Consider the following 12,319-nt stretch of genomic DNA (forward strand, 5'->3'; position numbering starts at 1 on the left):
ATCAAAGAAAACGAAATCTTCCCAGGAGAAGCATAATGAATCTACTGTACAAAATTATCCAAACCGCTGCCGCCATGTGGCTTGGTATGCAGCTGACAGCAGGCTATGTTACTGCCCCTATCCTGTTCCGCATCCTGCCCAAAATGCTGGCAGGAGAAATCGCCGGCATTTTATTTGCCATCACAGCAATATGCGGATTAGCTATTTTTGGTGTAGCCTATGCCTTTTTCAGACGGCAACTTGCCTCCCTCTCTTGGTGGGTTTTGGTGCTTTGGCTACTCTTAGCCTGTAATCATCTTTTGGTTACGCCGGTTATCGAGGCACACAAGTACGGGCTGGATAACTGGCTCTTGTCTCTAGTAGGCGGTACATTCGGCATTTGGCATGGCTTATCCAGTATTATCTTTTTGATTTGTACGATACTGGCAGCCATCTGCGTATGGAAATGGCCCAAACCAAACTAATCTGTCTTAATAAAAGGCCGTCTGAAAAAAGTCTTTCAGACGGCCTTTTATTTTGAATCATAAATTCCCTGACTCTTCAAATATAAACCATAAAAAAATGCCCTGCATATTGCAGGGCATTTTTCACAAACCGATTAAGGTTTAGCGTAACCGTGAACGCCATTGTAAGGAGCTGGGATCCAACCTTCATCAGTAGCAGGCAATTCACCTTGACCTTCGATAGTTTGGCCTGGAGCAACTTGACGAGTAACAACGCTGCGGATTTTAACATCAACGCGACGGTCAGGTTCGATACAAGCGATAAGGGCAGCACGTTTCTTAGCTTTAGAAACTTTTTTACCCAGTTTAGCAACTTCAGCTTCACAAGTAGCAGTCATTTGAGCTTGAGACTCGCCCAGACCTACTGCAGAGATTTTGCTAGAAGCAACGCCACGGCCTACCAAGTAGTTAGCAACTACGTTGGCACGACGCTCAGACAGAGCTTGGTTGTATTCTTCAGAACCCATGAAGTCAGTGTGACCTTCAACACGTACAGTTTGTACGCTGTCGTTGCTCAGGCGTTGAGCCAAAGAGTCCAAGTTTTCTTGAGCTTCAGGACGCAGGTTGTCTTTGTCGAAGCCGAACAGAGTTTTAGTAGACAGAGAAACAGTTTCATCAACATACTCAGGAGCTTGTTGTACAGGAGCAACTGCTTCGCGGTCACCACATTCAACACGGCCTTCGGTAGCTTTGTCGAAGTAGCTGTTTTTCCAGCATTCGCCGTAGTTGTTACGGACGATTTCTTGAGATTGGCTGCTTACGGTGTAACCGTGTTTGGTGTGCGCTTCGCTGGCCATAGCGGTGCCAGAGGCAACCAAGGCAACGAACAATGCGCTTAATTTCAGCTGTTTGGTCATTTTATTCCCTCATCAAATTGTTATGCGGCGGACTAGGAAAGCAACCGCTGCAAAGTACCAATATACAGGCCGCAGTATCAAAACAGCGGCAAATCGGATATATCAGGTTGCACTATAAAGAAGCGCAAGGCAAACTGTCAATACTCGATGCCTTCAAACAATCATGAAGTGCCTGCTTCCTAGTAGTTAATCATGCCGAAAAATCAATCTTGTGTCATTAATTTAGGGCAAAATCAGACAATTCACCTACCTAAAGTTGTACAAAAACAACAAAACCCCTTTTCCTCTTCTTTCCTGAATTTCCTGTTTTCATATCATTAAAAGATATTTTCATTAAAAACAACCATTTTAAAAACTCGGGGCAAAACTGGGCAAAATATGTTAAATTACATGCCGTTTGTCGCACAAAATCCACAATAACAACGTATTCGGTACTGCTACCATGAAACTGCAACAATTACGTTACGCCCTTGAAGTTTACCGGCACAATCTGAATGTCTCCGAGGCTGCCGATGCGCTTTTTACATCCCAGCCCGGCATTTCCAAACAAATCCGCCTGCTTGAAGAAGAATTGGGTATCCAAATTTTTATCCGCAGCGGCAAACGTGTGGTTTCCGTTTCGCAACCGGGCAAAGCCGTGTTAGATATTTCGGAACGAATTTTGCGTGATGTACAAAACATTAAAAATATCGGCAGCGAGTTTACCGATCACGACAGCGGCTCGCTGACCATCGCGACAACGCATACCCAGGCGCGTTATGCCTTGCCCACAATCGTTGCGGAATTTGTCAAAAACTACCCTAAAGTCAATTTGACCATCAAACAAGGCAGCCCTTCTGCCATTGCGCAAATGGTCAGCAGCGGCGAAGCGGATTTGGCAATTATTACCGAACGCATTGACGATCATCCCGAGTTGGGCAAACTGCCCTGCTATGAATGGAACCATGCCGTCATTGTTCCGCATGACCACCCTCTTTTGGACTGCCGCAATCCTTTAAGCCTTGAAGATTTGGCTTCTTTTCCGCTGGTTACTTACGAATTTGCTTTTAATTCCGGCAGCAGTATCGCGCGTACCTTTAATAAAGCGCATATCGAGCAACCTGATGTTGCCTTATCGGCTGCCGATACGGATGTATTGAAAACGTATGTACGCTTAGGCTTGGGCGTTGGTTTGATGGCCAAAATGGCGTACGATCCCGCGGTTGATCAAGATTTGCAGCTGATTGATGCGGCACACTTATTTGAACCGTCGCCCACTTGGATAGCCTTACGCTCGGATACTTACCTGCGCGGTTACGCGTATGACTTTATCCAGATGTTTGCACCGAAACTGACCAGAGAAGTAGTCGACCGCATTCTGTACACGCCGGTTGTTGAAGATTTTTCAATTTAAAATTTGACTATCACTTGCGCAACTTAACAATTATTCTTTAATTCTTGTTAAAAAGGCCGTCTGAAATATTTCAGACGGCCTCAGATTCAGATAGCGTGTGAACAACCGGAAACCATTTTCTTCAAAGTCGTCGCATCTAGGATTTTGATGTGCTTGTGTTCAACCGAAATCAAGCCTTCGTGATGGAATTTGGATAAGGTGCGGCTGACCGTTTCCAGTTTCAGCCCTAAATAGCTACCGATTTCCTCACGCGACATCCGCAAGATAAAATCATTGGCGGCAAAACCTCGTGAATAGAGACGCTGAGACAGATTGAGTAAAAATGCCGCCAATCGCTCTTCAGCGCGCATATTGCCCAAAAGCAGCATAACGCCCTGATCTCGAACAATTTCGCGACTCATCAAGCGGAAAAAGTGAGAGCGGAGGCTGGGAATATCCTGACCGAGTTCTTCAATATGTGTAAACGGAAGCTCGCATACCTCGCTGTCTTCCAAAGCCACAGCATCACAGCTGTGAATATGGGAACAAATCCCATCCATACCGATCAGCTCGCCCGACATAAAAAAGCCGGTTACCTGATCTCGTCCATCTTGGCTGGCGACTGTTGTCTTAAAGAAGCCCGCACGGATGGCAAACAAAGAGGTAAACGGCTCGCCGGCACGGAACAGGTATTCACCTTTTTTCAGACGGCGGCTTTGACGAATAACCGCATCTAATTGTGAAAATTCGTTAGGCATTAGTCCGACAGGCAAACACAGTTCTCGTAAAGAACATGTGGAACACAAGGTTTTCATTTGATGTGTTGCATTGTGTGTAGCCATAACGCACCTTTAATTTGCTTAATTCTCTCAACCCCTGATTAAGCCGAATAACTATTGACCCATGTCAAAGTCGGCATATCATTATGAGGCATTCTACCAAACTATCGAAATTTTGACTAAAATTTTCCCTAATTTCCTTACTTCATACTACAAGCCCCGACCATGAAAATCATCCCCATCTCAAATAACACCAACACAAACAATGAATTACCGGAATTTGATCGTGAATTAATTGCCAGTTTGCCATCAAGCGGTCCACGTTATACATCCTATCCGACCGCCGACCGCTTCCATGAAGGCTTTAAAGAAGCCGAATATATCCAAGCTTTAAACCTGCGCAACATGGGTGCGCTCAACAAACCCCTTTCGCTCTACATCCACATTCCCTTCTGCAATACCATCTGCTATTACTGCGGCTGCAATAAAATCATTACCAAAGACAAAAGCCGTGCCGATGCCTATATCCAATATCTGGAAAAAGAAATGGAGTTGCTGGCACCTCATTTAGGCGGAAGACACCAGCTCGCACAGCTCCACTTCGGCGGCGGTACGCCCACATTCCTGAGCGATGACCAACTCGAACGCGTCTTCGACATGATTCGTAAATACTTCCAGCTGATTCCCAACGGCGAATACTCCATCGAAATCGACCCGCGTAAAGTCAGCCGTGAAACCGTCCTCAAATTGGGCAAACTCGGTTTCAACCGCATGAGTGTCGGTATTCAAGACTTTGACCCTAAAGTACAGGAAGCCGTCAACCGCATTCAAAGCTACGAAGAAACCAAAGAAGTGATTGATGCCGCGCGTGAAGCCGGGTTTAAATCGGTCAGCGTCGATTTGATTTACGGCTTGCCGCACCAAAACACCGAAAGCATCAAAACCACCATCGATACAGTCTTATCCCTCGATCCCGACCGCCTTGCCCTCTACCACTACGCCCACCTGCCGCATATCTTCAAACCGCAACGCCGTATCGACACCAATGTCGTACCCGGCAGTGAAGAAAAACTCGATATGCTGCAATATTGCGTCCAAACCCTGACTGAGCGAGGCTACGTTTTCATCGGCATGGACCACTTTGCCAAACCTGACGACGAGCTCTCCATCGCACTCAAAGAAGGTTTCCTGCAACGAAATTTCCAAGGTTATTCCACCTATGCCGACTGCGACTTGGTGGCGATCGGCATGTCCTCTATCGGCAAAATCGGCAGCACCTACTCCCAAAACGAGCGCGATATCGATGCCTATTACGCCGCACTCGACGCCGGACACCTGCCGATTATGCGCGGCTACCAGCTCAATCAAGACGACATTTTGCGCCGCAACATCATTCAGGATTTGATGTGCCGCTTCTCGCTCGACTATCGGATTTACGAAAGCGTGTTCGGCATTCCGTTTAGCCGTTATTTTGCAGCGGAACTGGAAGATATGAAGCAACTGGAAACCCTCGGCCTGGTCCACCTCAAACCGCACGGCCTGACCGTTACGCCGAAGGGCCGTTTCCTGATCCGCAACATCGCCATGGTGTTCGACTACCATTTACGCCATAAAGAAACCAAAGCCAAATACTCGCAAACCGTATAAACACTTAGGCCGTCTGAACATATGTGCTATATTTCAGACGGCCTTTTTTCACATCAAAAGCAACACAAAATGGATCAACCCGATTTCTTCCCCATTCCCAGCCCCTGCATCGGCGTTTGCGAAGCCAATGCCAAAGGTTATTGCAAAGGCTGCCTGCGCAGCCGGGAAGAGCGCTTGTACTGGCTCCAGATGACCGATAGCCAAAAACATCAAGTCATGCACCTTCTATCCCTCAGGAAGGCCAAAATCCGCAACCGCAAACTGGAAAAAACCGAAACGGGCGAACATCCGGTTCAAAACCTGCTCGATTTCTAAATTGCCCTTGCCGACCGCACACCACAATAAGGAAAAACATGAAAAAACTGCTTGCCTGCCTGCTTGTACCATTGACCGCCCTTGCCCTGGGCGCCTGCAAACCCGCCGCAACTTCATCCGACAACAAACCCGCCGAACTCAACTGGCAGCAGCCTAAACTGACCAGCAATGTTTGGAAAATCAGCAAAGAAGGCCAACCCGATTCCTACCTGCTCGGCACCATCCATATGGGACGAACCAATCAAACCTTGTCTTCCGATGCAGTCAAACTGTTGCAATCCACCGCCCAACTGACGACAGAAGTTGACGCATTGCCGGACAGCAGCCCGGAAACGGCAAAAATGTATCAAAAATACTTCAAGGAAGTCATGAGTACCGAACCACTCAGCCGTAAGCTCGGCAAAGCAGATTTCCGTCTTTTACAAGAAATCTATTCGCAAAATGAAGAAAGCCGACCCATCACCCAAATTGCCGACAAACTCCATCCGTGGGCGGCATTCATTTTTGCCGGCAGTACATTTCCCCGAGGGTATAGCGCAGAAACCGGTGCAGATATGTTGCTGACCAACGCGGCCGCCGACATCAATAAGTTGCGTGGTTCATTAGAAAGTTTGGACGATGTTACCGCGATCTTCAAAGCTCAGCCTGAAGAAACCATGCTCAACTTTCTGAAAGCCAGTATTAAAACCTATAAAGAAGAAACCGAAGATGTCAAAAAACTCCATCAAGCCTATTCAGACGGCCGCTTTGAAGAACTCATCCCACTTTTGGAAGAAACCGAACAACGCACCCTCAAACTTGTTGATACCAAATACGCCAAAGCTATGTCCGATTGGCTGAAAAACGACCTCCTGATTCGGCGCAACTTGGCATGGCTGCCTGAAATCCGCAAGCAATCCGCCAAACAAAGCACCCTCTTTGCTGTCGGCATTGCCCATTTACCCAGCGAAAAAGGCTTAATCGAACTATTGCGTCAAGAAGGCTATCAAGTAACACCCGAACCCAAAGTTCTGATTTGGCAATAAACCCAATCAAACAATAAGGCCGTCTGAAAGTCTTTCTTTCAGACGGCCTTTATTTAATCTCTATTAAATGAAGCGGTAAGCAGCGTTGAGCACAAAACTCAATCGCCCAATGCCGCTACCATCACCGCTTTAATCGTATGCATCCGGTTTTCTGCCTGATCAAACACAATGCTGGCTTCACTTTCAAAGACTTCTTCCGTTACTTCCACTCCATTCAGGCCGAATGTCTCATAAATCCATTCGCCGACTTTGGTTTCGCGATTATGGAAAGCAGGCAGGCAATGCATAAACTTGACTTGCGGATTTTCAGCCGCGGCCATTAATTCGGGCGTAACGCGGTAACCTTTCAGCAAATTGATACGTTCCTGCCACGCCTCTTTAGGCTCACCCATGCTGACCCACACATCGGTATGGATAAAATCCACGCCTTTCACGGCTTCTTTCACATTCTCCGTCAACAGAATCCGTCCGCCCGTCTCTTTGGCAACAGCCTGCACCGTCTCGATAATGTTTTCAGACGGCCACAAACTTTTCGGCGCACCGATACGCACATCCATGCCCAGTTTCGCAGCCAACACCAGCAACGAATTGGCCATGTTGTAACGCGCATCACCGACGTAGGCAAACGCAATTTGGTTCAAAGGCTTGTCGCTATGCTCGCGCATCGTCAGCGCATCAGCAAGCATTTGAGTCGGGTGAAACTCGTTGGTCAAACCATTGAACACAGGCACGCCTGCATACTTGGCCAGCTCTTCCACCACATCCTGTCCAAAACCGCGATATTCGATACCGTCAAACATCCGCCCCAAAACCCGCGCCGTATCCTTAATGCTTTCCTTATGCCCGATTTGGCTGGCAGAAGGCTCCAGATAAGTTACCCCTGCCCCTTGATCGCGCGCGGCCACTTCAAACGCGCAACGGGTGCGGGTTGATGTTTTCTCGAAAATCAGGGCAATGTTTTTCCCCTTCATCCGCTGCACTTCGCGCCCTGCTTTTTTAGCAGCCTTCAATTCGGCTGCAAGGTCGAGATAGGTGGTAATTTCTTCCGGCGTAAAATCCAAAAGTTTTAAAAAATGGCGGTTTTTCAGGCTCATGTCTTATTTCTCTTTTTCTAGCGTGGGCATTGCCCAACATTTTTCTCCATGCAGATTTTTCCGGGCCTCCCCGACCTTCTGCTACTCAATTTTTCAGCGTGCGAAGCCTGCCCCTAATGCAGCCTCTTATCCTCTCAAAACAAGGCCGTCTGAACCTCGCCTCGCTCCAAGGCAAGCAACGATTGTTTGCGGTTCAAACCGCCTGCGTAGCCGGTCAGCTTACCGTCGCTACCGATAACGCGGTGGCAAGGAATCAAGATAGATACCTTGTTCTGCCCGTTTGCAGCGGCAACGGCACGAATGGCTTTAGGATTACCCAACTGTTGCGCCTGCTCCTTGTAGCTGCGCGTTTCGCCATAAGGAATGGTCAGCAGTGCATTCCATACCTGCTGCTGAAAGGCCGTGCCTATCGTTTCCAAAGGTGTCGCAAAAACTTTCAGACGGCCTTGGAAGTATAAATCCAATTCTTGGCGTAAAAGTTGCGTTTGCTCATTTTCTTGAAAAATAAATTGCCCGCGTAAAGCTTTTTGGACAGCCATGATTTCCTGTTCCATATGCTTCTGCCCGACAAATTCCAGCAGACACAAACCCTTACTGCCGAATACCGCCAACATCTCGCCCAACGGCGTGGCAACCGCGGCCGCAGTCAGTTCGTGCGGACTATCAGGATAACGCGTTTCCAACAGTCGGATGGTTCGTCGGATACGGACATATTCCTCAGGGGCGCAACCGATACTGTCGATAAAATCCTGCTCAAACTGCTTGGCTTCATGTTCCGTAAACCGCTCGTGCAGCAAGGCTTCGAGGTCTGTGGAAAAATCGGTTTCCAGCCGCTCGCGGATTTCATTCCACTTTGATGGAAGCTCGTTTAAAGAAGGCAGGGTAGTCATGATCAATAGAAATCAAAATTTATTTTTCTTGAGAAGTCTTGTTTTATAACTCTATTTAATGGGTGTACTGGTTCCCCTTTTTTTGTGAGAGTAGCAAATGTATAAATCTTAATATCAGCCTTCTTTAGCTCTGATAAAAGCTTTTCCTTACTTTTGGTTAAAACAGGATAATTTAAATCACCCCAAGCACCCCAAACCTTATCAATTCCGTTGTCTTTTAAAAATTCCATAATTTTTTGAATATTCTTTTCTTGTTGTTCGTCATTGTAAGCACCCAACTCTGAAGCCCTCGTGGCTCTTTCGGGATAAAGATTCGCTATAATCCAACCATCATAACCTAATTTTTCGCTTACCTTAATAATCCGATTAATTGTTCGATCACTATATTCCATATTTGCAGCAGATGGATTCATACATATAGCAACCAATGGCTTTTTTCCCCTCCTACCAAGCAAATATCTATAAATTTCATTTTTTTCAGGTTCGCATAAATTTGGTTCCATATTCTCAGGATAAGCTAGCCTTATTTTTGTTACCTTGTCATTCATTATTTCTATCCTAAAATACTTCTACCTCGAAAATTGATCTTTCATTTCTAAAAAAATTGACAATGAAACGATCTACTCTATCTTTTTCAGACGGCCTTTTCACTTCAACAAGCGTTTCAACATACCTTCATACACTGCCGACAGCTTCGGAATATCTTCCAAACGTACGTTTTCGTTGATTTGGTGGATGGTCGCGTTGGACGGGCCTAATTCGATGAGTTCTTTGGCAATGGCCTTGATGAAGCGTCCGTCCGAAGTGCCGCCGGTGGTGGACAATTCGGCCTCAATGCCACAAATCTCGGCAATGGCTTCGCGTGCCACATCGGTCAGTTTTCCTGCCTGAGTCAGGAACGGTTGACCTGAACAAGACCACTGCAAATCATATTGCACGCCGTGTTTATCCAAAATGGTATGAACGCGTTGTTTCAGCCCTTCTTCAGTAGACTCGGTAGAGAAACGGAAATTGAATTTGACGTTTAGCTCGCCCGGAATCACATTGGTCGCGCCTGTGCCGCCGTTAATATTGGAAATTTGGAAACTGGTCGGCGGAAAGTATTCGTTGCCCTCGTCCCAGACTTCTTGTGTCAGCTCCAGCAAGGCTGGAGCAAAAGTATGGACGGGATTGATTGCCAAATGCGGATAGGCAATATGGCCTTGCTTGCCTTTGACAGTCAAGTTGCCCGACAGCGAGCCGCGGCGGCCATTTTTCAACATATCGCCCAATTTATCTACGGCAGTCGGTTCGCCGACGATACAGTAATCAATCAACTCGCCGCGCGCTTTCAATATATCAACAACTTTGGTTGTGCCGTCCAATGCATCGCCCTCTTCGTCGGAAGTAATCAGAAGCGCGATGCTGCCTTGATGATTAGGATTTTCGGCAACGAAACGCTCGCAGGCGGTAACGAAACAGGCAATGCTGGTTTTCATGTCCGCCGCACCGCGGCCATACAGACGGCCTTCACGCTCGGTCGGTTCAAACGGTGGCGAATCCCATTTTTCAACGGGGCCTGTTGGCACGACGTCGGTATGTCCGGCAAAGCAGAACACCGGAGCCTGCGTACCTCGGCGCAACCAAACATTTTTGGTGTCGCCAAAATAAAGCTCTTCTACGGCAAAACCGATTTTTTGCAGGCGTTCGGCAAGCAGTTTTTGGCAATCTCGGTCGTCGGGGGTAACGGACGGGCGGGAAATCAACGCTTTGGCGAGTTCTAGGGATTGGGTTTCGGTCATTTTGTTCACTTTGAGAAACAGGCCGTCTGAAACGTTCTGAATATAATTTTCAGACGGCCTTGAGTTTATTATGGGCAGTTTGTCTTTCTGCGTCCTAAGTTATTTTCCATGACAAGCTTCGTAAAGCGGTAGTAAGTCTTCCACTGTTTCCACTATCCATTTCACGACATCCTGCTTACCCAAATCATCGCGTTCGATGTGTTTCCCGATACAGAAGAAATCTTTGTCGTCTCGAAGCTTTCTATCGCCGTCGCTTTGTTGGGCAACGGTACGATAATCGTCATATTCGCTTTCCGCACCATGCCACATATCGAATGAAGCGTATTTTTCAGTATCAAAATTATCCAGCCAGCGGTTGTAATCAGGCAGCGCGATGGGGGAAACATCGGCTTTATAGCAGTGCCAATCCAAGCTAACACTCAACCGGCGACGGTTGAGCAAAATCGATAAAATCGCTGCGGAATTTTTATATTGTTCGTATTTGAAATAGGCAAAGAAATGAGCGCGGACCTGCCAGCCGTTACACCAGCGTTCGATATGCGGCGGCGCAAACGGCGCACCCAATTCAGCGGCAACCTGCTGGATCAGCTGCTGCCATACCTGCCAGTTTTCTTTATAGTCTGCCTTGATTTGAGGAATGCTTTCAGGCTGGTATTTTTTAAGCTGGGAAAACTGGAAAAAAGGGATATTGAACAAATCGCAACTTTTTGGGGTCAGCATAGTGTATTCCTTGAGACGATTGTTTCAGACGGCCTTATTTGCGGCGGCGTGCGGCCATAATTTCGCCGATTTCGGTTAATTTTTCTTTGGGGATAAAGGTTTTGCCCATATCAAACAGCGGCTCTTCAATCGCCAGATGAACATCATATCCTGCGACAAAACGTTTGAATGCTTCGGCATCGGGGATATAGGCGTTGTCCGCTTCAAGCTTGGCAAATTCAGCCGCTACGCCGTCCCAGTTACTATGCAGACTGACATGTTGGCGCAACAGCTCGTCAACGCTTTCTTGGGCTTGCGGCGCATATTGCAATAAAAGCGGAAAGAAGTTTTCTTCTTCATCTTCATGGTGCAACGGCGCGGCAACGTTGAAATACTGGGCAATTTGGCGGATGGTTTGCAAAACAACCTGATTGCAGCCGTTTTCGGCAATATAGTCCGACAACATGGCAACCTGATTGCAGAAACGGCGCACTTTGCCGTGGCAGGCGTATAGCATTTCAATGGGTTCGGCAAAAGTAACGCTTTTGGTTTCAAACGGATTCATAGGTTTTATTCTTAAATTAATGTTTCCAGATTATAACAAAACAGCCTGCGCAAGGCAGGCTGTCTGTTTTCGAGCTTGAGGCGGATTAGTCAACCAAAGTAACTTTACCGTTCATCAAAGCGCCGTGACCTGGGAAGGTACAAGCGAATTTGTATTCGCCGTCAGCCAGTTTGGCAGGATCCAGAGTCAAAGAAGATTCTTCGCCGCCACCGATCAGTTTGGTGTGGGCAACAACGCGTGCATCATCAGATTTAACATAGTCAGTGTCAGCTGCGCCAACGCCATCTTTGAAAATACCGTCCATGTCTTCAGTTTTACCGATAACAATGTTGTGACCCATGCTGGCTTTAGGTTGGGTACCGGTGTGTTTCAAAGTGATGGTGAATTCTTTACAAGCTTTGCTTACTTGGATTTCTTTAGTATTGAACTGCATAGCGTCGTTGGCTTCAACAGTAGTCGCGCAGTTGCCGGCAGCAGGAGCAGCGGCAGCGTCGGCTGGAGCGGCTTCAGAAGCAGGAGCTGCATCAGCAGGTGCAGTAGTTTCTGCAGGAGCAGCTTCGGAAGCAGCAGGGGCTTCAGCAGGTTTTGCAGCTTCTTGAGAGCATGCAGCCAAGCCGATAACGGCAGCGGAAATCAGAGCCAGATAAGCTTTCATTGATGTATCTCCTAATGATGAGAGTTTTGTTAAGTTCTATTAATAGCACCACACGAATATATTAATAAAAGGCAAACGCCAAACTAAAATTTATCCGCATAGCGTGATGTGAAATTCAGGCGTTATTTTGCTACAAA

The 12,319-nt window shown here is 47.2% G+C and carries 14 protein-coding genes; 5 read left to right on the top strand and 9 right to left on the bottom strand.

Annotation, left to right across the window (positions count from 1 at the left end):
* Positions 1-35 precede the first annotated feature (35 nt).
* Positions 36-464, top strand: a complete 429-nt coding sequence (locus ACTHTJ_RS06450) for a DUF4149 domain-containing protein (RefSeq protein WP_049336750.1) — start codon at positions 36-38, stop codon at positions 462-464.
* Positions 465-598: 134 nt separating this feature from the next.
* On the opposite strand, the gene ACTHTJ_RS06455 is transcribed toward ACTHTJ_RS06450, so the two are convergent.
* Positions 599-1,360: an OmpA family protein gene (locus ACTHTJ_RS06455; protein ID WP_049336752.1), complete on the bottom strand. Its 762-nt coding sequence runs from the start codon at positions 1,358-1,360 to the stop codon at positions 599-601.
* Positions 1,361-1,802: 442 nt separating this feature from the next.
* On the opposite strand from ACTHTJ_RS06455, the gene ACTHTJ_RS06460 reads away from it, so the two are divergent.
* Positions 1,803-2,753, top strand: coding sequence for a CysB family HTH-type transcriptional regulator (locus tag ACTHTJ_RS06460; RefSeq protein ID WP_070460167.1), 951 nt, complete (start codon positions 1,803-1,805; stop codon positions 2,751-2,753).
* A gap of 86 nt (positions 2,754-2,839) precedes the next feature.
* Here the strand turns inward: ACTHTJ_RS06460 and fnr are convergent, their stop codons facing one another.
* Positions 2,840-3,574, bottom strand: a complete 735-nt coding sequence (gene fnr, locus ACTHTJ_RS06465) for a fumarate/nitrate reduction transcriptional regulator Fnr (RefSeq protein ID WP_039862092.1) — start codon at positions 3,572-3,574, stop codon at positions 2,840-2,842.
* A gap of 162 nt (positions 3,575-3,736) precedes the next feature.
* Between fnr and hemN the strand changes: the two genes are divergently transcribed.
* The 3 genes from hemN (at position 3,737) to ACTHTJ_RS06480 (ending at position 6,498) form a co-directional block, all read left to right on the top strand.
* On the top strand, positions 3,737-5,158 hold the full coding sequence (gene hemN / locus ACTHTJ_RS06470; RefSeq protein WP_070460164.1) for an oxygen-independent coproporphyrinogen III oxidase: 1,422 nt from the start codon (positions 3,737-3,739) through the stop codon (positions 5,156-5,158).
* 69 nt (positions 5,159-5,227) lie between these two features.
* Positions 5,228-5,473 carry a DUF1289 domain-containing protein gene (locus ACTHTJ_RS06475; protein ID WP_070460222.1) on the top strand — a complete coding sequence of 82 codons (246 nt, stop codon included), beginning with the start codon at positions 5,228-5,230 and terminating at the stop codon, positions 5,471-5,473.
* A 38-nt stretch (positions 5,474-5,511) separates the two neighbouring features.
* Positions 5,512-6,498 carry a TraB/GumN family protein gene (locus tag ACTHTJ_RS06480; RefSeq protein WP_070584914.1) on the top strand — a complete coding sequence of 329 codons (987 nt, stop codon included), beginning with the start codon at positions 5,512-5,514 and terminating at the stop codon, positions 6,496-6,498.
* A gap of 98 nt (positions 6,499-6,596) precedes the next feature.
* Here the strand turns inward: ACTHTJ_RS06480 and ACTHTJ_RS06485 are convergent, their stop codons facing one another.
* The 7 genes from ACTHTJ_RS06485 to azu all read right to left on the bottom strand — a co-directional run bounded on the left by ACTHTJ_RS06485 (position 6,597) and on the right by azu (position 12,182).
* Positions 6,597-7,592: an ornithine carbamoyltransferase gene (locus tag ACTHTJ_RS06485; RefSeq protein WP_070584912.1), complete on the bottom strand. Its 996-nt coding sequence runs from the start codon at positions 7,590-7,592 to the stop codon at positions 6,597-6,599.
* A 134-nt stretch (positions 7,593-7,726) separates the two neighbouring features.
* Positions 7,727-8,482, bottom strand: coding sequence for a methylated-DNA--[protein]-cysteine S-methyltransferase (locus tag ACTHTJ_RS06490; protein ID WP_070584910.1), 756 nt, complete (start codon positions 8,480-8,482; stop codon positions 7,727-7,729).
* Between the two features lie 2 nt (positions 8,483-8,484).
* Entirely contained in the window at positions 8,485-9,030 is a 546-nt protein-coding gene (locus ACTHTJ_RS06495; protein ID WP_440360877.1) for a DUF1643 domain-containing protein, read from the bottom strand.
* A 99-nt stretch (positions 9,031-9,129) separates the two neighbouring features.
* On the bottom strand, positions 9,130-10,263 hold the full coding sequence (gene dapE / locus ACTHTJ_RS06500; protein WP_070584905.1) for a succinyl-diaminopimelate desuccinylase: 1,134 nt from the start codon (positions 10,261-10,263) through the stop codon (positions 9,130-9,132).
* Between the two features lie 99 nt (positions 10,264-10,362).
* Positions 10,363-10,983: a glucose-6-phosphate 1-dehydrogenase family protein gene (locus tag ACTHTJ_RS06505; protein WP_063075616.1), complete on the bottom strand. Its 621-nt coding sequence runs from the start codon at positions 10,981-10,983 to the stop codon at positions 10,363-10,365.
* A gap of 34 nt (positions 10,984-11,017) precedes the next feature.
* On the bottom strand, positions 11,018-11,527 hold the full coding sequence (locus ACTHTJ_RS06510) for a hemerythrin domain-containing protein (RefSeq protein ID WP_070584903.1): 510 nt from the start codon (positions 11,525-11,527) through the stop codon (positions 11,018-11,020).
* Between the two features lie 85 nt (positions 11,528-11,612).
* Positions 11,613-12,182 (bottom strand): azurin, encoded by a 570-nt coding sequence (azu, locus tag ACTHTJ_RS06515; RefSeq protein ID WP_070584901.1) that lies wholly within the window; start codon positions 12,180-12,182, stop codon positions 11,613-11,615.
* Between the last annotated feature and the right edge of the window lie 137 nt (positions 12,183-12,319).

The organism is Neisseria sp. P0018.S001 (assembly GCF_051957355.1).
Taxonomy (GTDB): Bacteria; Pseudomonadota; Gammaproteobacteria; order Burkholderiales; family Neisseriaceae; genus Neisseria; species Neisseria subflava_A.